Source organism: Kitasatospora sp. NPDC096204 (assembly GCF_044763205.1).
In the GTDB taxonomy this organism is placed as follows: domain Bacteria; phylum Actinomycetota; class Actinomycetes; order Streptomycetales; family Streptomycetaceae; genus Kitasatospora.
This window is the reverse complement of record NZ_JBIWFT010000041.1, coordinates 63,512-83,670: the sequence shown is the minus strand read 5'-3', so window position 1 is coordinate 83,670 and position 20,159 is coordinate 63,512. Positions and strand designations below refer to the sequence as shown.

Sequence of the window (20,159 nt, the reverse complement as noted above, 5' to 3'; positions counted from 1 at the left end):
GTCAGCCACGACCGTTCATGATCGCGGTTGTGGTGACGCTCTGTGGCTCTGGCACGGAAAGTGATCCAGAACCACGGTTGGGAGATCGCGGACAGGTCCAGTCGTCTTCACGCGGGACGTTCGAAGGTAACGTCCCGGGCAATCGAGGAGCTGAACCAGTCGCGGCCGTTCTGCCCGGATCCAAGGGGCTCGTATCTGGTGGAGATGGGCCCGCCCGGCAACGGCTGAGGGCATCCGTTCCGCTCTGCGCCACCAGGTCCGGCCTTCACCGGGGCATAGCGGCGGCCGGCGCACAGACAGCTGCCCTGGCGGCATCGACCGCAGCGCGGACGCGCGCGGCTCCTGCGGAAGCGATTGTCCCTGCACGGCTGTCGCTCGCAGGGCGGCCGACGAGGCCTGCGCAGGCGCGACAGATGCCCGGGTGGGGTACCGGGTCACGGCACTCTGCGCACTCGGCGTACCGGGCGGCTGCGGGCCGTACAGCGGCCGGGGCCGGTGGCATCTTGCGCTCCAGCCGGTTGCGGAGCACCGCTGCGGGAGAGTGCACCGGGGTGGGCAGACCCGGCAGCAAGGCCTGGGCAAGGTCAGCGGGGCTGCTGCCGCGTTCGAGCCACTGCGTGACCAGGGGCGCGAGCTCGCGGGCCTCGGCCTCGCCGAGGCGCAGGCGGGGCTCGGGTCGGATCACCCGGAAGAGCGTGGCGACCGCATCGCGGACCTGCTCATCCGGTACCGCCGGAAGCTCCTCGATGTCGTAGCGGCGGTTGCCCTCCCGCCCTCCCACCTTCGCCTGCGGCTCGGCGGCGACCTCCGGGTCGTCGGGCTGCTCGGTGGGGAGGGTGGGTTCTTTGTACCGGGTACTTTCAAGAAGGGCGTCAGGACGGCCGGTGGTCGCCTCACCGGAGACCGGACGGGTGGCACCCGGTAGCGGCGGGAGCTGCGGGGTGTCGTAGACGTGGGTCTCGGTGCGGATGGTGCCGTCCGGCATGCGGATCTTCTCGACCCGGTAGAAGCCGGCCTCGGTCAGCTCCTTCAGGGCCTTGCGGATCGCACCGCGTCCCTGAGGGCTGGTGTCGGCCATGTGCCGGCCGTCCTCGCGCCAGCCGTCCGGGCGGGAGAGGAGGTCCGCGAGTAGGCCGCGGGCGGTGTAGGACAGCCGCCGGTACTGCAGCAGGCAGTTGGGCAGCACGGTGAAGTTGCGTACGTGTTCGGTACGATGGACGCGCACCGGGAGTTACAGCTCCTGTTGCCGGGCCCCGAGGCGTTCGCAGCGCCGCCGGGGTCGCCTATTTTCTGTTGGACCACGGAACGTACCACAACGACCAGGCATGCAAGGCGCGTTGATGCCAGCGGCCCTGATCACATTCAAGGCCGAGAAGCCTGCCGGCCGACGCTGCGGCGAATGACGCGATCACTGGTGTGGAGCGCGGCCGTGAGGTGGTTGCCGAGGTCGGTGGGGAGCGTCCCGACTCCGAGAGAGCAGGCGTGGAGAAGAGCCCGGCAGTCCTGCGCCTGCCAGTCGGTGGCCAAGGCGGTGAACACCGGGTGGGCAAGGGCTTCCCGAGCCGCGTAGCCGTCTGTGGCCTTCATCGTTCGGCGGTGCAGCTCCGTGACGAGCTGGCGTGCGACTGGGTCGTTGTCCGAGGCGGCCACGTCCAGGAGGACGAGTCCCAGTCTCGTGTCGAAGACGGCCATCCCGTCTTCGACCGGGCGTTCGAGGTAGGTGGCCGCCAGGTCCTGAAGGGCGCGGCGCCAGGGCTGGCCCGACAGGCGGCGACACAGTAGGGCCAGGCACCTTGCGACGGCTTCCTCCCATGACTCTTCGGGGATGACCTCGGCCAGGAGCGTTCTGGCTTGGAGGCCGTTCCCACCGGTGAGGGCAGCGAGGACAGCGACTTGCCGGCCGTCGAGCATGCGTCGTCCGATGCCGTGATGCTTCTGAACGTGGGTGAGTGCCTCCGTCCAGCGTCCGGCGGCGGTCAGGGGTGCGGGTACCGTCGGCGAGCAGGACGGTCCACAGCCAGGAGCGGACGGTGTGGCGGTCGGCGGGGTCCGCGACGAGGTTCGCGGGGACGGTGATGCCCTCGATGTCGACGGACTTGGCGTCGGTGACGGCGTCGAACAGCGCCAGGAGGTGCTGGCGACCCTGGTCGGCTTGCCCAGCGCGGAGTCGCAGGCGGGCGAGGTTGATCAAGGGTTCGAGGGCTCGGATTGCGGCCGAGGCCGGGAGCGGGGTGGCGTGCAGGTAGGCGGCGGCGTGTCGGCGGCACATCGCACGGGCGGCGGCGTGGTCGCCGATGTCGGAGGCGATCAGGGCGGCCTGGTTGTAGACGGTCGAGGCCGCGCTCGGGTCCTCCCGTTCGTTTGCGGCGTGGGCGAGTTCGGTCAGCGCCCGCACGCGCTGGGGCAGGGGCAGGCAGGCGGGGCGGGGCCGGGCGACGAGGGGGAAGCGCCGGGTAGCTACGTCAGGGGGTGTCCACACGGCCGGCGTCGTTCCTCTCGGTGGTGGGGTCGGGGCCGAAGACGACGCTCTTGGCGGTGGCGGCGAGCGCGGTCTGGGTGGCGTAAGGCAGGCCGGTCCGGTTCCAGGCGAAGATCACGTGGTGGGCCAGGACATCGCGAAGGCCGCGGTGGAGCTTGCCGGCGGCGTGGAGTCCGGCCAGTTCGGCTCCGGCATCGCTGTGGGCGCGGGCTCGCCCAGTGGCGTGGGCGAGTGGGCCGCCCGGCCGCAGCGCGTGGTGCGGGTCGACCGAGAGCAGGCGATGGACGGCGGTGTGCAACCGGTCGTCGCCGGTTGCGGGTTGGGCGCGGTGGGCGGCGACGCGGGCCCAGACGTCGCCCCGCTCGTACCAGTCCAGCCCGGCGGAGTGCATCAGGAGGCTGCACAGGAGAAGGGAGGTCTCGGCGAGGTGTGTGCGGGGCTGGCCCGGGCACAGGAAGCCGCGGCTGTCATGGTGGAAGAGCCGGTGGGCGCTGTCCATGGCTTCGGTGCCGCCGAAGGCGTGGACCTCGGGTTCGTAGACGCTCGGCGTCCAGCCTTCGATGTGGCCGGCGGCGGCCAGTTCGTCGAGCCCGTGGGTGATGCGGTGGTGCCCGCCGGGTCCGGGCCGGTAGCGCACACGCCAGCAGGGCCGCTTGCGGATCACGAACCAGGCGGAGAGGGCGCCTTCGGCCTCAGCCGCGTGCAGGAGCGGGACGAGGTGGGCCAGGGCGGTGGCCTCGGCGCGGTCCCATTCGCGGAACGCGATGTTGGCCTGGAGCCAAGGAGTTGGGTGCATGAGGGGGCCTCCGGGGTTCATGCCAGGGCGAGGAAGGTGTCCCAGTGCGGTACGGGGGCATGTCCCGTGCCGAGGGTATGCAGGGCGAGGGCCGTCCCGGCGGCGCCGTCGAGGAGTTCCGGGTCGTGTACGCCGTTGTCGATTGCGGTGATCAGGCGGTCGGCCAGGGGCGGCAGTTCGGCGGTGATGGCGGGGTTGCCGGTTTCGGTGGCCGTGCGCCATGCGGCGTGCAGCAGTCCGGCCATGCCGTGGCACAGCCCGGTCTCCGGCAGGAGAGCCAGCTGCTGCGGGTCCCGCAGGGCGGCGAGGACCGCGTTCTCGGCGTCACGCACGCGGTCGGGGTCGCCGAGGGCGAGGCCGGCGAGCTGCTGAGCGCGGGCGGTGCCAGCCACTCCGTAGCACCAGGACGGCCGGGGCCTCAGGTTCGGGTGGAGGCGGTGGTCAGCCGTCTGTTCGACGGTGAGCTGGCCCGGCCACCAGGGGCCGCTCTGGCTGTCCTGGCGCCAGTGGTCGGTCCAGGAGCAGATCCGCTCGATGGCCTCGGCCGTGCCGGACACGGCCGGGCCGTGGAGCAGGGCCCGGGACAGTACGGACAGGGTGGCGCTGATGCCGTGGGCGGTGCCGAAGTTGCCATGGCCGCCGGGGTAGTCGAGGTGGGGTGCGCCGGTCGGTGCGACGTCCATCCACCAGGGCGGCAGCCCGGCCGCGTCGGACAGGGGCTCGGTCAGGCGTACGAGGTAGGCGAGCACGTCGCGGGTGATCTCGTGGTGGGGGTGTCGGCTCAGGTGGTATGCGCCCAACCCGGACAGACCCTGGATCAGGTCGAACTCCTCCATGGGGGGCCGTTCGGCGCAGTCGATGCGCCGGTGGGCAGCGGCCAGGCGGGTTCGGGTGACGGTGGTGGTCGCCGCGTCGAGGCGGTCCAGGACACGCTGGTAGCGGTCCTGTGTGTCGGCTGCGGTGGAGGTGATGAAGGCGAGGGCCGGGGCACCGAAGTACAGGTTGGCGTTGGCGGCGGCGCTGATGTCGCCGTGCAGAGCGGCCCGCAGCCAGGTGTGGGCGGTGTCCCAGTCGCCGTGGCCGGTGCGGGCACGCTCGATGTGCAGTAGGGCGACGCCCGAGGCGCCTCCGGCGAGCGATTGCGGCCAGGACCGGCCACCTTCGGGCCGCCCGAGCGGCCACACGGCGGCCGGGTCGGCGAGTGCCCGGGCGAGCCGGTCGGCGGCGGCCAGCGCGGCGGCCTCGGGGGCTGTCATGGTCATTGCTTCCTCCGTGCGGTCCGGCTCAAGGCGGCGGCCCGGGCCAGGTGCAGGTGCGCGCGTTCCTCGTCCAGGTCCGGGCCGTGCATCCGCACGTGGTGGAGGTGCAGCAGGTCCGGCAGCAGGTCCTCGGGGCTGATGCCGGCGCTCTGGAGCGTGCGGCGGTAGGCGGTCAGTGCTTCGCGTCGCGCGGCCCACGCGGCGGCGACCTGTTCGCTCAGGGCCGTGGGGCCGGTGGTCACCAGGTCGACGGCCTGGCGGTAGACAGTGCGGGCCGGGGCAGTGGGGCTGGTGCGGGTGTGGTCGATGAGCCAGCGCATCGCCGTGGTGGTGTCGCCGAGTAGTCCTGCGGCGATGTCCGTCATGCTCGCGGCGGTGATCGCGCCCGCGTCCACCGGGCCCGCGCAGGCGAGTTGGGCGAGGGTGGCGGCGGAGTCGGCCGCGAAGTACCGTTCGGCCGCCTCGATCGCGTTCGGGCCGCCGAACCGAGCGGTCTCCGGATGGTAGGTCTCCACGCTGGTGTGGGTGATCAGGCCGTGTCGCCGCAGACGCCGGGTCCACTCACCGATGCGCTCGAAGGCCGTGCCGAGTGTCCCGGGCTCACACGTCAGCCGGAGGCGGAGATGGTCGCCGGGGTCGCGGTAGCGAATGAACCACCATGGCGGGGAGCCCAGTTCGTCCAGCAGGGCCGGCAGGTGCTGGGTCAGGACCCGGTCCTGTCGCTCGCGGCGTCCGTGCAGGTGGAGCTGGATGCGGTCGTCGCAACCGGGCAGGTGGCCGTGCTCCAGGCCGGTGATGTGGCCCGTCACCGTGACCGGGACGGCGTTCTGGTCGGCGGCCAAGGGGATGACGACTTCGTGGGCCCGCCCGCCGGTCCAGCCCAGGTCATGGGGCCCGGGGGCAGGGTTGAGCGTCACGGTGCCGTCGCGGTCCAGGTGGGTCCGCAGCAGGGCCCGGTGTGCGGGCTGGGCGAGATCGAGGCCGAGGCGCTGGTCGGCTTCGCTCAGGTACACCCGCTCGGGCAGGTGCACGTCGCAGCGCCATCGGGTCAGGGCCTGGTCCCAGGTGGCCCATGGTGTGTCGGCGGCGGGCAGGTCATCTCGGGTGAGGAGCCAGCGGGCCGGGGACAGGACCGTGCGCCGGTATCGCAGGGCGGGCAGGAACGGCAGGTTGGAGGCGGCGGTGCCCCACAGGAAGCCGGTGCAGGGGACGGCCAGTGCGACGGGGGCCTCGGCCAGGAAGCGGGCCAGCGGATGGGAGTGGTGGCCCAGGTCGACGGCGTTCAGCAGCAGGGTGTGGACGGGGCGGTTGCGGGAGATGGAGACCAGGTGCAGTTGTCCGGCGTCGACGGTAACGGCCAGGTCCGTTACCGGGAGGATGGCGGTGTCCGGGCCGTGGAAGTCGCCGAGCGGGATCACCAGGTCGGCCGCCTGTGGGGCCCGGGCGACGTTCTGGGCCCGGGCGGACAGCGCGGTGGAGCTGATCTGGGCGAGGAGCGCGCCTTCGTGCACGCCGGGCAGGCCGGCGTACGTCGTCATCATGCGGCGGCGGTCCGTGTCGGGCAGGATGCCCAGGAAGCGGCCGGTGGTGGAGCCAGCCGAGCGCGCCACCCCGACGACGTGCAGGGTGAATTCACCCTGCTGGAGGGCCGCGAGGTTGTCGGCATGGATGCGGACGGTCAGTTCGGTGCTCGGCTGCACTCGGTGGCCCGGATCGGTGGTGGCAAGGTCTTCCAGCGCGGTGTCGTCGAGTTCGACTTCCATCCGGTGCCGCATGCCGGCGGTGTGGGCGAGTTTGATGAGGCGGGCGTCGCGTTCGGGCAGCGGGGCGGGCGCCGGTGCGATGGTGGCGCCGAGGTAGCAGGGCGGGTAGCCGAGCGCTTCGATGGCATCCAGGACGGGGACGGCCGCCCGGCGTCCGTAGCGTTCCAGGAAGCGGTCGTGCCACTGGTCCCAGCCGGTCAGCGCCGCCCTGGGAGCGAGGCGAGTGAGCGCCCGCGCGGCCGCTGCCGCCTCGGCGGCCACCGTCTCGGGGATGGCCAGGTCCCAGTCCACTCGCAGGTCCAGGGCGCCTCGGGACGCCTGGCGTATCCCGGCTGCCTCGGCCGGGTCGAGATGCGGCAGGTGGTGGTGGAGGGCGGCAAGCGGGTCGGCGACGGTCATGGCAGGGCGGAGGCTGGTGAGCAGGATCCCCTGCTTGACCAGGCCCGTCAGGAGTGTGTCGACCGAGGCGGGCGGAGCACTGGGGAAGGCGGCGGACAGCTTCGCGGCGAGGTCGCCCCACAGGATGGGAGTCCACGCACCGTCCAGGGCTTCGCGCACCGGCGCGGAGATGCGTACGTGCACGTGCTGCGGTCCCTGGCCTGCGGTCCGGCTTGGGCGGTGCTCGATGATCACGTGGCCGTCGCGTTCCACGGCGAGGGCGTTGGCAGCCAGCATCAGGTGGGGCCGCAGGGCGGGGTGCCACTCGAAGCGGTCGATCAGGGTCGTGCTGGACGCCGCGTCGGCTCTGGCCACGGCGTGGTGCCCGGTACCCACCCGCAGCGCGGCCCTGGTGGCGATGCGTGCGGGTGCGACGCCGGCGAAGAGGCCGAACGGGGTGGCGCGGGTGCGGGCCCTCAGCAGGTAGCGGACGACGGCGAGCACCGTGCGCCGCATGTCTGGGGCCGGGAGCGGCCTGCCGGAGCGGATCTGCTCCACCCGGTGTGCGAGATCCGCGCTGGCGGCCGTGACGGCAGCGGCGAAGTCCGTTATCTTCCAGACCTGTTGCAGCCAGGATCGCCACGCCTGCATATCCGCTTCCGTGCTGACGAGGTCCGGCCAGGGCACCTGCTGATCGGGGTGCCAGGCGGCCGCCCTGACCAGTGCCGCATCGATGTGGCGGTACATGAGCCCCCTCCTGTCGCCGTGCGGTGCCCGGCCGCGCTCCGCGCGGGGCCGGGCACCTCGAATGGACTGGCCGGTTACGGGCAGCTGACGCACGCGGTCGCGCACGTCGAGTTGCAGCCGTCGTTCGTCAGGCGGATGAGCTGGTCCGCGGCGGGGCCGCCCTCGACGATGGTGATGTCGAGGTCGAAGCCGCTCAGGTCGTGCTGCTCGTCGGCCGCCTGCGAGGGCGCGATGGGGCCCTCCAACTGCACGGTCATGTATGCCTCCTTGGCAGATCGGTTGATGGCGCACCCGGGCCCCGGGTCGGGGCCCGGGAGTCTCAGTGCCAGGTCGCCGTGACGACACCGTGGCGTCGCAGGACGGCGTTGCCGGGCAGGGGGGTGGGCGCGGGGCCCGGCAGGTAGCGGAAGGTCGCGGCGCCGCGGCGGCGATGGTCGCGGGCCCAGCGGCGAAGCAGGGTGACGTACTCGTCGGCGAGCGTTTCGGCACCGGGCCCGTGGGCGATCACGCCGCTCTCGAAGCCTCCGGTGTCCGCGTTCTCACGGCGGGTGCGGTAGGCGAAGCTGTCCTCACTCACCAGGGCGGGCACCCCGAACAGCGCGGACGCTTCGAGGAGGCCGCGGTCCACCACGTCGTTGGCCGCGTGCAGGCGGGCCGGACTCGACAGGTTGAGGGTGAGGTACAGCTCCAGCTCGTCGGGCAGGTCGTAGGCCTCGCCGGACCAGCGCTCCAGGCGGGGCGCATCCAGCGCACGGTTCAGCGCCTGGGCGTCGAGCGGCACCCGCACGTCGTCGCTCTGCACGGCGACGCCCTCGCGCAGCATCACCTTGCGTTCCTCAGCGGCGCCTTCGCCCTGCATGGGCACGAACCGGGCCAGGGTGTAGGAGCGGCTGACCAGGCCGGTGCCGTCGCGGTCGAAGGCGATCGAGCGGGTCGTGCCGCAGACCGTCAGCGGGACGACGAGGCGCCCGGTGGGCGTCAGCCCGTCGATCCAGGACGGGGGGATGTCCCAAGCGGCGGCCGTCACGATGATCAGGTCATACGGGGCGCCGTCCGGCACACCGCCCTCACCATCGGCCAGGACCGTACGCACCTGCGGGTACCCGGCGTCATCCAGGCACCGCCGGGCCTGGTCGATCACGTCGCGGTCGATGTCGACGGTGGTGACCTCGCCCTGCTTGCCGGCGAGTTCCTGCAGGTAGGCGGCGTTGACTCCGCCGGAACCGATTTCCAGCGCCTTCATGCCGGGCTCGACGCCGGCCTGCTCCAGCATCACGGCCTGCAGGTGGGCTGCAGACATGACGCTGAGCTCCAGGCCGTTCTCGTCCTTCTTGACCGGTACGGTGCGGTGCAGGTCGTAGGCGATCTCCGCCGGCGCGTCCGGTGCGAACAGGTGACGGGGCACCGCGGCGAAGGCGGCGGCGACCGGCTCGCTCCTGATGCCGTCCTGGTCGCGCAGCGCGCGGACCATGTCCGCTCGCAGCACGTTGGGGTCGCGGACCGGCGAGTCGTCAATGGAAGTCATCCGATTACCTGTTTCTGTCGGGGGTTGGTGCGTGCGGCGCCGACTCGGCGCCCGCCCGGGACGCTAGTCAGGGCTGCTCGTCGTAGTTTTCGGGATGCTGCTGGGCAGGGTGGTAGCGCGCGGTCGGTGGCCGGTTCCGGGAGTTGGTCCGGGGGATCGCGCGTCAGGCGGCGGCGGAGATCGCGCCCACGGTGCTCTGGTGAGTGTGCTCGTCCGGCGGGTAGGGCAGCAGGCACCGGATTTGCTTGCCGACCGGTGTCAGGATGGCGTCCCAGCCCGGGGCGAGCGCGGAGACGAGGAAGAGCCCGCGCCCACTCTCTGCCATCACGTCGACGAGGCCGCCAGCGGGACGGCCGGGCAGTTCGCCCGGCTCCGGGTCGTGAACCCGGAGCCGCACCCCATCGGCGCCCGCGTCGACCTCGACAACCAGTGGAACCCCGTCCCCGTACAACCGCACCGCGTTCCCGGTCAGTTCGCTGACCAGCAGTTCCGCGTCTTCGGCCAGGCCGAGGGCGACCCCGGCGGCCACCAGTTCCGCGACCGTCAGACGCCGTATCCGCGCCAGACTCGCCTGGCCGGCGACCAGGTGGACCGTGACACCAGACTCACGGCTCTGGACGTAGAACCCGTGCTCGCTATGCATCAGCTCGTCGGCTGCCGAGAGCATGGCCCCTCCTATCTGCGGGCTTGCGTCCGCGCAGCATCGGAACAAGTAACGCTGAGCTGGCATCACTTGACAGCCAGTTAGCACCTGCCCTCAAGAGGATGGACCTTTCCGTGATTGGGCGCAAGATTTCTACCCAAGTTGGTGTCGCGCGGGGGCGCGAGGGGTCGTCTTGCGCGCACGGGTAGTGCGACACTCTGGCTATGCCGAACTCGCCGCTGGTTCCCACCGTCCGACGCCGCCAGCTGGGCAAAGCCCTGCGGCGTCTGCGCAACACGGCCGGCCTCACGCTCGACGGCGCGGCCGAGGCCATGGGGTGGAAGGGCCCGAAGCTGTCGAAGATCGAGAACGCCACCCAGTCGATCCGTCCCGCGGAGCTCTCCGCTCTGCTGACGGTCTACGGCGTGAGCGACCCCGAGGTGTTCACCGCGCTGGAGAGCTTGGCCAAGGACGCCGGCAAGCGCGGCTGGTGGCAGACGTACAGCGGAGTGCTGTCACCCGCATACGCGGACTACATCTCGCTGGAGTCGGACGCGGAGAGCATCCGGATCTACTCGCCCGGCCTGGTCCCCGGGCTTCTGCAGACCGCGGCCTACGCGCGCGAAACGATCGCGGTGAACGCGATGACCCGCACCCCTGACGAAGTCACTGCCCTGGCTGAGGTCCGACAGGCGCGGCAGGCGGTTCTCAGCCGTACCGGCCGCCCGCCGCTGGAGCTGTGGGCGATCATCCCCGAAGCGGTTCTCCACCAGAGGTTCGCGGTGAGGCCGGCCATCATGCGCGAGCAGTTGCGACGGCTCCTGGACGCCGCCGAACTGCCCAACGTGACGGTCCAGATCATGCCGTTGAATGCCACGCTCCACCCCGGCACCATCGGCGGCTTCAACCTGATCAGTTTCCCAGGTCCGCTGCCCGATGTCGTGCAGTTGGAGAACCTCCTGGGCTCGTCCTACGTTGAGGACGCCGCTGGCGTGAAGCTCCACGCCGCAGCCTACGAGCGGATCCTGGCGGCCGCCCTCCCGCCGGATGACTCGCTGGCACTGATCGCACGCATGGAAGAAGGAACCGCACGTGAACGCACCAAAGGCTGATCTCTACGCCTACGACCTCACCGGCGCCGTCTGGCGCAAGTCCTCCGCCAGCGGAGGAGAGGGCGAGTGCCTTGAGGTCACCGACCTGCCCGGTGGGGGCCGGGCCGTCCGCGACTCCAAGAACCCCGACCGCGCGCCTTTGTGCTTCACCGCCCGCGAGTGGGAAGCCGCCAGAGCAGGCATCCTCGCCGGCGAACTCTGATCCACCCGCAGTCTTCGCCGGCTGCGGGGCAGCTCCCCAGCGACCGGGGTGGGTCAGTTGTGCTGGTGTGCCATCTTGTGCGGGGCTTCGAGCACGATGAGGTGGCCGGAGAGGGCGCGGCGTCAGGGGTGAGTCCGTCGAGGACGTCGGTGGCATAGGCGTTGTCGGGGCAGCGGGCGAGGTTGCGCAGAGAGGTCCAGTTGTCGGCGATGGTGGCCAGGTACTGCTGGTCGCGGCTGATGGTGGCATTTCGCTGGGTGAGATAGTCCTCGGCGCGCTGGTGGGCCTGGTGCCAGTTGATGTCGCCGTGGTCGGCGAGCCCTGCGAGGGCCGGTCCCGGGTTGCGGTCGGCTCGGCGGATCGCGTCGATCTCCTCGACCCGTGCGCGCAGCCGCTGCTCTTCGAGCCGCTGGCCGAGGGCGGCGCTTGCGGCGTCGCGGGTCAGGTGGCCCTCGGTGATCTGGGCGGCGAGGTCGGGGGCGTGCCGGAGCAGGTGGTCGTGCTGGGTTTGGATGGCGTCGGCCTCAGCCTTGCGCCGGCGCATCGTGTCGTGAGCGAAACGTCGAGGCCGAGCACGCCGAGTCGGACCTGTTCGGCGAGGCCGTCGGGCGGGACGCCGGGACGCTGGAGAAGGTGCTGCTCCAGGGCTCGACGGCGGAGAAGCCGCTGCAGTCGGTGGACGCCTTCGTCGACTGGGCGGGCACCTACCGGGAGCTGGGCGTCACCGAGCTGGTGATCCACTGGCCGATCCCCGACTCGATCTTCGAGAACGACCTCGCGGTCTTCGAGCGGATCGCCACCGAGGGGCTGGCCCAGCTGGGCTGAGCGCCGCCGTCGGGGGGCGGTGTCGGGCCGGGGCGCTAGTCTGTCGGCCGCACGGTACAACTGATCATGCGTCACAACGGGGGGTTCTTCGTCATGCCTTCTTCCAGCTCCGGGAAACTGCTCGCCACCGCCCTGGTCGCCGCCGCGGCGTTCGGACTGGCCGCCTGCGGCCCGGACAACTCGGACCAGGGCGCGGGAGGCGGGTCGGCCGCGGTGACCACCGCCCCGACCGGCGCCGGCTCCGCCCCGGCCACCGCGGCCCCGACCGGCACCGCCGCCGCCCCGGCGGCGAGCGGCAAGCCCGCCCCGACCGGCAAGCCCGCGCAGAGCGCGAAGCCCTCCGACGAGCCGGAGGGCTTCTGCACCCACGAGCCGCTGCCCGCCGGGCAGAAGTGGGTGTACCCGGTGAAGGGCACCAGCGCGACGACCCTGGTCTACAAGGAGACCAAGGACGCCTGCGGTGTGAACGACGTCGTCTTCGAGCCGGTGGGCGCGGACAAGAGCGCCCCGATCGCGCCCGCCGCCAAGGGCCACCTGAGCTCGGTGCTGGCCCCGCCGAAGGACGTCGCCGTGGCCGACCTGGTGAAGCACGTCAACGAGTGCCTCGCCGATCCGACCAACGTCAAGGGCTCCTACCCCTGCTCGGGCGTAGGCGACTACAAGGTGGCGCTCGACGCCTCCGGCAAGGTCACCGAGCTGTGGGAGCGCGCCCACAGCTGACGCGCCGCCAGGGGCGGTGCCGGGCGGCTCACATCACCTGGAGCCGCTCGGCACCGCCCGCGCAGCCGAGCTGCTTCCCGGCGGCGCGCTCGGCGAAGCCACCGGCGATCCTGCCCAGCCGCGCCCGGCCCGGTCCGTCCGCGACGGCCTTGCCGTCCTTGCCGGTGAGCGTGACGACGGCCCGGTAGCCCGTGCGCTTGCCGTCCAGCGCGCATTCGAAGTCGACCGCCCCGGCGCTGTCGCCGCCGGGCAGCACGACGCCGAACGATGCCTCGGCGGTCAGCAGCCGTCCGTCCTCGCCGTTGACCGAGCACCGTACGGAGGCCGGGTTGGTCGCGTCCGCCGTCCGGTAGTCCGTCTGCACGTAGACCCGGGGCGCGCCGCCCAGCACCCCGGCGACGTCCGGGTCGTCGAGCAGGCCCCGGCACTCGCCGTGCGACAGGGTGACGGCCGGCGGCCGGTAGGACGTGTGGTCGAGGTACAGGTGCCAGCCGAGCAGGCCGCCGCCGAGCAGCAGCGCGGCCCCGCCGGCGGTCAGGGCCCGGGGGTGCCTCATGAGCACTGTTCCTTCCTCGTCTCCACCAGCGCGGCCCGGGCGAGCTGTTCGAGGTCGGCCCGGACGCCGTCGGCGGAGCCGCCGGGGGTGCGGACGGCCTCCCCGGCGGTGATCTCCAGCTCGAAGTAGTCGTACCGGTCGTGCTTGCCGGTCAGGCAGCCCGCGGCCGCGGCGGCGCCGCCCGGCCACGAGGCGCCGAGGCCGGCGACCTCGAAGGGGCGCGCGTCCGGCCGCTTGGCGGCCTCGGCGCCCAGGGCGAGTTCGCCCCGGCGGCCGACCGACGTCAGGGTGAGCACGGTGCGCCCGTCGATCCGGATGACGCAGGTCCGCGGGTCGTCGCCGACGACGGACTTCGTCCGCTCCTCGGAGTCCTGGTCGCCGTCCGGCAGCAGCCGCCCGAGCGGGGTGTCCGGGCCGGTGGGCAGGTGGCAGAGCTGTGCCGACCGGCCGGCGGCCTCGGCCGGGCGGTGGCCCTGCCAGTCCCGGTAGCCGACGAAGCCGGCGGCCGCCACCGCCACGACCAGCACGGCGGGCAGCAGCAGCGGATCGTGCAGGCGCCCGGCCCAACGGGCGGGGAGCCCGCTCACGCGTCGCCCTTCGCGTTGGTGCTGCTGTTGTTCGCCGTCCCACGCGCCATGCCCTGGAGCGCGCTGTCCCGGGCGCTGTTGGCGAGCCGGTCGAGGTCCTGGCGGGAGATCCCGGTGCCGTCGCCGGCGTCCCGGACCGCCTGGTCGGCCCCCTTGGCCACCCGGCCCTCGGCGTCGGCGGTGTGGTCGCGGCTCTCCTGGCGGCCGTCCTCGGTGGTGTCGTGCTTGTTGGCCTCGATCACGCTGTCGGCGATCTCGTCGACCAGCGCGCCGGCGATCTCGCCGCCGAGCGGGATCTTCTCGGTCACGCTGCCGATGACGGCGTTGAAGGCGTCCTTGCCGTAGCCGACGTTCTTCTCCAGCGCGTCGTTGAACTCCTTGTCGGAGACGGCGTGCTGGTTCTGCACCTCGTCGATCCGGGCCTGGTTGAGGTAGCCGCTGACGACGCCGCCGGACTCCGCGTTGTGCTTGATGTCCGACTCCAGCCGGGCGAAGTCGGTATCCCCGCTGTCCAGGTGGCCGCGGATGAGCGCGGTGGTGTACGCCTGGTTGGCGTTGGCCACCGCGCCGTAGGCGTCCGGGTCGCGCCCGAGGGCGTCGAGCAGACCGGCCACGGACGAGGCGTTGAGGGTGGCCGGGGAGCCGTTGACCGGCAGGTCGTGCCCGTGGGAGAGCGAGTTCTGCACGTCGCCGATGTACTCGGCGGTCATGTGCCCGAGGCTGCCGCGCATCGCGGCGAGCTTGCCGTCGCCCTTGATGTCGTCCAGCGCGCCGTCGCCGCCGTGCCGGCCGAAGGTGTCCACGACCCGGTTCATCAGGTCGGCCTGCTCGGAGGTGTGCTTGGCCGGCGGGATCGGGCCCGGCTCGTCGTACGGGTGGCCGGTGGTGGCGGCCTCCAGGGCGCGGCCGAAGGCGGCCGGGCCGGCCTGCTTGCTCGCGTCCCACACCTTGGAGTCCCGCGAGGTGGTGTCCGGGATCCAGTCCTTGTCGTGGGAGTAGTAGCCGAAGTAGTCGGCGGGCTTGGGCTTGCCGCCCTGGTTGACCGTGCCGTCCTGGTTGTACGCGGTCGGCTGCTCGGTGAAGAACTTGGTGGCCGCCTCCGGGCTGTGCGCGAGCGCCTCCAGGATGGCCGTGGTGGGGCGGAAGCCGGAGCCGGCCTCGTCGCCGCCGGTCAGGTTGAAGCCGTGGATCTTGGATCCGGGCATCGGGGCCGGCCAGTACCGGTCCTGGGTGTCGAGCTGGGTGACGTGCTCGGCGATCGGGTTGATGAAGTGGGCGTCGTAGTTCCCATTCATCAGGATGCCGGAGAGCACCTGGTAGCCGTACGGCACGTAGTCCAGGCCGGAGGCCCGGTACGGCTTGTCCCAGACCGGCTGGGAGCCGGCCTTGCGCAGGGCGGCGGCCCACTCGTCGGACAGGTGCGGCTCGTTGGTGGTGCGGGTGGCGGTGGCCAGGCTGAGCCCGAGGTTCTTCTGGAGCTGCTCGTAGGCCTTCCAGCGCGGGTCCTTGGCGTCCCAGGGGTGCGCCGGGTCGCCGACCATGCCGTTCCAGGACTTGATCAGGCCGTCCGGGCCGAGGTCCTGGTAGAACTTGGTGGCGAACTTGGGGTCGTTGCCGTGCGAGGCCAGCAGCGAGTTCAGCTCGGTGAGTTCGGGCTCGGTGATGTCCCCGCCCCGGGCGGCGAGCTGGGCGGCGCGCTTGCCGTCCGCCTCGGGGCCGCCGCCGATGGCCTTGCCGTTGAAGGACTTCTGCTGGTCGGTCATGCTGTCGGCGCGCAGCGCGTAGGCGATCCGCTCGTCGGCGGCGGTGGCCTCGGCGACGGCGGCGTCGATCTCCTTGCGGGCGGCTTCGGCCTTGTCGCCCCACTCCCGCTGGTAGTCCCGCATGGCCTCGTAGTCGTGGCGGGTGGCGTTGTCGGCCGGGGGCCAGCTCACGGTGCCGTTGTCGGTGACGGTCAGGCCGGCCGTCCGGGCGGACGCGACGGCCTTGTCCAGCTTGGCCTTGGCGGCCTTGAACTCGGTCGACGCCTCGGTGAAGATCGAGGCGAAGGCGTTCGCCTCGGTGACGGCGGCGGTCAGCTGCTCGTTGGTGCGCTGCAGGCCGGGGCGCGCCTGGTCGGCCGAAGGGCCGCTCCAGCAAGCTGAGTTGACCTTGGCTATCACCGTGCTGTCCCAGTCGTTGTCCAGCGCGTGGAGCTTCTGGGCGACGGTGGTCCAGGCGGTGGCGGCGGAGTCCAGGACACCGAAGTCGGCGGTGCTGAGCTCGTGGAAGTCGACCATGACGGGACTCCTCTCAGCCGGTGAAGCCGGCCTGCGTGGCCGACTCGTTCTGGCGGTAGTTGGTGGCGGTGGCGCGCAGCGCCTGGGTGGTCTGTCCGATGGTGCCGCCGAGCGCGGCGACGCACTGGTCCCAGGTGCCGGCGGCGCCCGCCGCGGCCTTTCCGGTGCTCCAGTTGGCGAGTGAGGTGGAGACCTTGGCGGTGGCCTCGTCGGCGCCCCGGCCGTCGGTGTTGAGGCGGGCGTGGATCTGGTCGGAGTTGTTCCCGGCGGTGGTGAGCGCGTTGGGGTCGGCGCTGAAGCCTCCGCCCCCGCCGCCTCCTCCGCCCGCCGCCGCGGCCGAGTTGATCTGGGTGCGGGCCGTCTCCTGGGCGCGCGCCTGGGCGGTCAGGTTCCCGTCGGCGTCGTAGGCCCAAGGATTCATCATCCGGTCGAACGCGGTCGCCCGATCAGACATGTCGATCGCTTCCCCTCCGTGCCGGCACGCTGTTCCGGCACCCCCGTCGGCAAAGAACTCGGCAAGTACGTCAAGAGTTCGACAAAGGGTACAGGCGGTTCCGCCTTTGCGAACCCCTAGGGGTGAGGGGGCCCGACGTCATACCGCAGCAGCAGACGGCCTCGTCATTCCAGCTCATGACCCGTACCGCACAACACCGTTACGTTGTGTCCGTGTCCACAGCTGTCATCACGACGGACGGCCTCACCAAGAGGTTCCCCCGCGTCACCGCCCTCGACCAGCTCACCGTCGAGGTGCGGCCGGGTGTGGTCGGGCTGGTCGGGGCCAACGGCGCGGGCAAGTCCACTCTGATCAAGATCCTGCTCGGGCTCGCCCCGGCGACCTCCGGCCGGGGCGAGGTCCTCGGCCTGGACGTCGCCACCCGGGGCTCCGAGATCCGCGCCCAGGTCGGCTACATGCCCGAGCACGACTGCCTGCCGCCGGACGTCTCCGCGACCGAGTTCGTGGTGCACATGGCCCGGATGGCCGGCCTGCCCGCCACCGCGGCCCGCGAGCGCACCGCGGACACCCTGCGGCACGTCGGCCTGTACGAGGAGCGGTACCGCCCGATGGGCGGCTACTCGACCGGCATGAAGCAGCGGGTCAAGCTCGCCCAGGCGCTGGTGCACGACCCGAAGCTGGTGCTGCTGGACGAGCCGACCAACGGCCTCGACCCGGCCGGCCGGGACGAGATGCTGGCGCTGATCCGCCGGGTGCACACCGACTTCGGCATCTCGGTGCTGGTCACCACCCACCTGCTGGGCGAGCTGGAGCGGACCTGCGACCACCTGGTGGTGATCGACGGCGGCAAGCTGCTGCGCTCCTCCTCCACCGCCTCCTTCACCGGGGCGACGGCCGTCCTCGCGGTCGAGGTCGGCGACTTCCCGGGGGACCACCTGCGGGAGCCGGGCCCGGCGGTCCGCGAGCGGCTCGCCGCGGCGGGCCTGTCCGCCCAGTCCGAGGGCTCGCACCAGCTGCTCGTCCGGCTGGCCGACGAGTCGACGTACGACACCATCCGCGACGCCGTCGCCGAACTGGGCCTCGGCCTGGTCCGGTTGGAGCAGCGCCGGCACCGGGTCGCGGAGCTCTTCACCGACTCCCGGGGCGCCGAGCGGAACGAGCCCACCGAGCAGAGCAAGGGAGGAACGGACGATGTCGCTGCCTCCTGAGGCCAGGTCCACCGACACCGGCGTCATCCACGACATCGGCTACCGCGGCTACACCGGTCCCCGGCTCGGCCGCTCCTACGCCACCCGCGCGCTCTTCACCCAGAGCCTGCGCGCCGCGTACGGCCTCGGCCGCTCCGGCAAGTCCAAGGTGCTGCCGATGCTGGTGCTGGGCGTGATCACCGTGCCCGCGCTGATCATGGTGGCGCTGTCGGTCGTGATGAAGCGCGACGAACTGCCGGTCGAGTACGCGGGCTACCTCTCCATGCTCAGCCTGGTGGTCTCGGTCTTCCTCGCCTCCCAGGCGCCGGTGCTGTTCTCCCGGGACCTCCGCTACCAGACCGTCCCGCTCTACTTCTCCCGCCCGATCACCCGCACCGACTACGTCCGGGCCAAGTTCGGCGCCATGGTCTGCGCCCAACTGCTGCTCATGGCGGCCCCGTTGCTGGTGCTGTACATCGGCGCGCTGCTCGGCGGGATGGACTTCGCGCACAACACCGGGCACTTCCTGTACGGCCTGGTCGCGGCCCTGCTGTACGCCCTGGTGCCGACCTCGGTGGCCGTGGTGATCGCGGCCGCGACCCCGCGCCGGGGCTTCGGGGTGGCCGCCATCATGGGCTACCTGGCGGTCAGCGCCGCGCTGGGCGCCGCCGTGGTCGGGATCAGCCACACCGGCACGACCGACTCCGACGCCGCGCAGTGGGTGTCCCTGATCTCGCCCACCGACCTGGTGGAGTCCCTGGTCAACGAGCTGTTCGGGCTCGGCGCGGGACTCGACCGCCGGCACGCGCCGGGCGGCCTCGGTCTGGCGGTGTTCGCGCTCGTCGCGGCGGCCATGGTGGTCGGCTCGTACCGGCTGCTGCTGCGCCGCTATCGGAACGTCTGAGAGGTCTGAGAGGGCGGCATGGCCACCATCAGCATCGACAAGGTCTCCCGCTGGTTCGGGAACGTGGTCGCGGTCAACGACATCACCATGGCCATCGGCCCCGGCATCACCGGCCTGCTCGGGCCCAACGGGGCGGGCAAGTCCACGCTCATCCACATGATGAGCGGCTTCCTGGCCCCCTCCAGCGGCTCCGTCACCCTGGACGGCGCGCCGATCTGGCGCAACCAGCAGGTGTACCGGCAGATCGGCCTGGTGCCCGAGCGGGAGTCGATGTACGACTACCTGACCGGCTGGGAGTTCGTCCTCGCCAACGCCGAACTGCACGGCCTGCCCCAGCCGGGCGCCGCCGCCCGCCGGGCACTGGACCTGGTGGAGATGGACTACGCCAAGGACCGCCGCACCGGCACCTACTCCAAGGGCATGAAGCAGCGGGTCAAGATGGCCTCCGCCCTGGTCCACGACCCGTCCGTGCTGCTGCTCGACGAGCCCTTCAACGGCATGGACCCGCGCCAGCGGCTCCAGCTGATGGACCTGCTGCGCCGCTTCGGCGCGGACGGCCGGACGGTGCTGTTCTCCTCCCACATCCTGGAGGAGGTCGAGCAGCTGGCCCGGCACATCGAGGTGGTGGTCGCCGGCCGGCACGCCGCCTCGGGCGACTTCCGCAAGATCCGCCGGCTGATGACCGACCGCCCGCACCGCTACCTGGTCCGCTCCAGCGACGACCGCCGGCTCGCCGCCGCGCTGATCGCCGACGGCTCCACCACCGGCATCGAGGTGGACGAGCGGGAGCGGGCGCTGCGGATCGAAGCGGTGAACTTCCAGGGCTTCACCACCCTGCTGCCCAGGGTCGCCCGGGAGGCCGGCATCCGGCTGTACACCGTCTCCCCGGCGGACGAATCGCTGGAGAGCGTCTTCTCGTACCTGGTCTCCGCGTGAGCGCCGCCGCCAGGACCGTTGTTGCCCAGGAAGGGGCCGACCGACCATGAACCCCACCGTCGCCAGGCTGACCCTGCGCGGGCTGCTGGGCCGTCGCCGCGGCCTGCTGCTGCTGGTGGTCCCCGCCCTGCTGCTGGTCGTCTCGGCCGTCGCGAGCGTCTCCAGCGGTGACCCGCACGACATGGCCGACAACATCATCGGCGCCCTCGGCCTCGGCACCCTGGTCCCGATCCTCGGACTGGTGGTCGGCACCGGGGTGATCGCCAACGAGATCGACGACGGCTCGATCGTCTACCTGCTCGCCAAGCCGCTGCCCCGGTGGCGGATCGTGACCACCAAGCTGGTCGTCGCGATCGGCGTCACCTGGCTGTTCTCGGTCGTCCCGACGCTGCTGGCCGGGCTGCTGCTGGTCGGCACCCAGGACGGCGTGGCGCTCGGCTACACCGTGGCGGTGCTGGTCGCCGGGGCCGTGTACAGCGCGGTGTTCCTGCTGCTCGGCGTCGTCACCCGGCACGCCGTGGTGGCCGGGTTGGCGTACGCCCTGATCTGGGAGTCGACGATCGGGAACTTCGTCGAGGGCGCCCGGACGCTGAGCATCCAGCAGTGGGGCCGCTCGGTGGCCGAGGCGGTCGCCGGACAGAACGCGATCAGCGCCGACGTCTCGCTCGGCGCGGCCGTACCGCTGCTGCTGGTGGTCACCGTCGCGGCGACGGTGTTCGCCTCGGTGAAGCTGGCCGGGATGACGCTCGCCGGCGAGGAGTGAGCGCGGTGGGGCGTTGAGCCCGGTACGGCGCTGAGCCCGGTACG

At 71.9% G+C, this 20,159-nt stretch carries 19 protein-coding genes and 2 pseudogenes; 8 read left to right on the top strand and 13 right to left on the bottom strand.

Annotation, left to right across the window (positions count from 1 at the left end):
• Positions 1–265: 265 nt before the first annotated feature.
• The 8 genes and pseudogenes from ACIQ87_RS33490 to ACIQ87_RS33455 form a co-directional block, all read right to left on the bottom strand.
• Positions 266–1,225: a hypothetical protein gene (locus ACIQ87_RS33490; protein WP_402414283.1), complete on the bottom strand. Its 960-nt coding sequence runs from the start codon at positions 1,223–1,225 to the stop codon at positions 266–268.
• Between the two features lie 137 nt (positions 1,226–1,362).
• Positions 1,363–2,395 (bottom strand): annotated as a pseudogene (locus ACIQ87_RS33485) (hypothetical protein).
• Positions 2,396–2,462: 67 nt separating this feature from the next.
• Positions 2,463–3,275 (bottom strand): thiopeptide-type bacteriocin biosynthesis protein, encoded by an 813-nt coding sequence (locus ACIQ87_RS33480; RefSeq protein ID WP_402414280.1) that lies wholly within the window; start codon positions 3,273–3,275, stop codon positions 2,463–2,465.
• Between the two features lie 17 nt (positions 3,276–3,292).
• Complete coding sequence (locus ACIQ87_RS33475) at positions 3,293–4,537, bottom strand: lanthionine synthetase C family protein (protein ID WP_402414278.1); 1,245 nt, start codon at positions 4,535–4,537, stop codon at positions 3,293–3,295.
• The gene (locus ACIQ87_RS33470) at positions 4,534–7,422 is read right to left on the bottom strand and encodes a lantibiotic dehydratase (RefSeq protein ID WP_402414276.1); all 2,889 of its coding nucleotides are present in this window, start codon (positions 7,420–7,422) and stop codon (positions 4,534–4,536) included. Before ACIQ87_RS33470 ends, ACIQ87_RS33475 begins: the two co-directional genes overlap by 4 nt.
• Before the next feature lie 74 nt (positions 7,423–7,496).
• Positions 7,497–7,679: an FxLD family lanthipeptide gene (locus ACIQ87_RS33465; RefSeq protein WP_402414273.1), complete on the bottom strand. Its 183-nt coding sequence runs from the start codon at positions 7,677–7,679 to the stop codon at positions 7,497–7,499.
• Positions 7,680–7,741: 62 nt separating this feature from the next.
• Positions 7,742–8,947, bottom strand: coding sequence for a methyltransferase, FxLD system (fxlM, locus tag ACIQ87_RS33460; protein WP_402414270.1), 1,206 nt, complete (start codon positions 8,945–8,947; stop codon positions 7,742–7,744).
• A gap of 163 nt (positions 8,948–9,110) precedes the next feature.
• Positions 9,111–9,614, bottom strand: coding sequence for an ATP-binding protein (locus tag ACIQ87_RS33455; RefSeq protein WP_402414268.1), 504 nt, complete (start codon positions 9,612–9,614; stop codon positions 9,111–9,113).
• A 200-nt stretch (positions 9,615–9,814) separates the two neighbouring features.
• Here ACIQ87_RS33455 and ACIQ87_RS33450 point away from each other — a divergent pair, with 200 nt between their 5' ends.
• Positions 9,815–10,702 carry a helix-turn-helix domain-containing protein gene (locus ACIQ87_RS33450; protein ID WP_402414266.1) on the top strand — a complete coding sequence of 296 codons (888 nt, stop codon included), beginning with the start codon at positions 9,815–9,817 and terminating at the stop codon, positions 10,700–10,702.
• The gene (locus ACIQ87_RS33445; protein WP_402414264.1) at positions 10,683–10,904 is read left to right on the top strand and encodes a DUF397 domain-containing protein; all 222 of its coding nucleotides are present in this window, start codon (positions 10,683–10,685) and stop codon (positions 10,902–10,904) included. The genes ACIQ87_RS33450 and ACIQ87_RS33445 overlap by 20 nt, the downstream gene beginning before the upstream one ends.
• Here ACIQ87_RS33445 and ACIQ87_RS33440 read toward each other — a convergent pair.
• The gene (locus ACIQ87_RS33440) at positions 10,849–11,448 is read right to left on the bottom strand and encodes a hypothetical protein (protein ID WP_402414261.1); all 600 of its coding nucleotides are present in this window, start codon (positions 11,446–11,448) and stop codon (positions 10,849–10,851) included. The genes ACIQ87_RS33445 and ACIQ87_RS33440 overlap by 56 nt on opposite strands.
• A 53-nt stretch (positions 11,449–11,501) precedes the next feature.
• On the opposite strand from ACIQ87_RS33440, the pseudogene ACIQ87_RS33435 reads away from it, so the two are divergent.
• A pseudogene (locus tag ACIQ87_RS33435) lies at positions 11,502–11,729 on the top strand (LLM class flavin-dependent oxidoreductase); the annotation flags it as partial.
• A gap of 93 nt (positions 11,730–11,822) precedes the next feature.
• Positions 11,823–12,449: a hypothetical protein gene (locus tag ACIQ87_RS33430; protein WP_402414260.1), complete on the top strand. Its 627-nt coding sequence runs from the start codon at positions 11,823–11,825 to the stop codon at positions 12,447–12,449.
• A 28-nt stretch (positions 12,450–12,477) separates the two neighbouring features.
• Here ACIQ87_RS33430 and ACIQ87_RS33425 read toward each other — a convergent pair whose 3' ends face one another.
• The 4 genes from ACIQ87_RS33425 to ACIQ87_RS33410 are packed head-to-tail and all read right to left on the bottom strand — an operon-like array spanning position 12,478 to position 16,325.
• Positions 12,478–13,005 carry a hypothetical protein gene (locus ACIQ87_RS33425; RefSeq protein ID WP_402414257.1) on the bottom strand — a complete coding sequence of 176 codons (528 nt, stop codon included), beginning with the start codon at positions 13,003–13,005 and terminating at the stop codon, positions 12,478–12,480.
• A complete protein-coding gene (locus ACIQ87_RS33420) occupies positions 13,002–13,592 on the bottom strand; it encodes a hypothetical protein (protein ID WP_402414254.1) in 591 nt (196 codons plus the stop codon). The genes ACIQ87_RS33425 and ACIQ87_RS33420 overlap by 4 nt, the downstream gene beginning before the upstream one ends.
• The gene (locus tag ACIQ87_RS33415) at positions 13,589–15,871 is read right to left on the bottom strand and encodes a hypothetical protein (RefSeq protein WP_402414252.1); all 2,283 of its coding nucleotides are present in this window, start codon (positions 15,869–15,871) and stop codon (positions 13,589–13,591) included. Before ACIQ87_RS33415 ends, ACIQ87_RS33420 begins: the two co-directional genes overlap by 4 nt.
• Before the next feature lie 13 nt (positions 15,872–15,884).
• Positions 15,885–16,325, bottom strand: coding sequence for a hypothetical protein (locus ACIQ87_RS33410; protein ID WP_402414249.1), 441 nt, complete (start codon positions 16,323–16,325; stop codon positions 15,885–15,887).
• A 176-nt stretch (positions 16,326–16,501) separates the two neighbouring features.
• On the opposite strand from ACIQ87_RS33410, the gene ACIQ87_RS33405 reads away from it, so the two are divergent.
• The 4 genes from ACIQ87_RS33405 to ACIQ87_RS33390 are packed head-to-tail and all read left to right on the top strand — an operon-like array spanning position 16,502 to position 20,115.
• Positions 16,502–17,533: an ABC transporter ATP-binding protein gene (locus tag ACIQ87_RS33405; RefSeq protein ID WP_402414247.1), complete on the top strand. Its 1,032-nt coding sequence runs from the start codon at positions 16,502–16,504 to the stop codon at positions 17,531–17,533.
• Positions 17,517–18,416, top strand: coding sequence for an ABC transporter permease (locus tag ACIQ87_RS33400; RefSeq protein WP_402414245.1), 900 nt, complete (start codon positions 17,517–17,519; stop codon positions 18,414–18,416). Before ACIQ87_RS33405 ends, ACIQ87_RS33400 begins: the two co-directional genes overlap by 17 nt.
• Positions 18,417–18,434: 18 nt before the next feature.
• Positions 18,435–19,352 (top strand): ABC transporter ATP-binding protein, encoded by a 918-nt coding sequence (locus ACIQ87_RS33395; protein WP_392881646.1) that lies wholly within the window; start codon positions 18,435–18,437, stop codon positions 19,350–19,352.
• A gap of 46 nt (positions 19,353–19,398) precedes the next feature.
• The gene (locus ACIQ87_RS33390; protein ID WP_402414242.1) at positions 19,399–20,115 is read left to right on the top strand and encodes an ABC transporter permease; all 717 of its coding nucleotides are present in this window, start codon (positions 19,399–19,401) and stop codon (positions 20,113–20,115) included.
• Positions 20,116–20,159 lie beyond the last annotated feature (44 nt).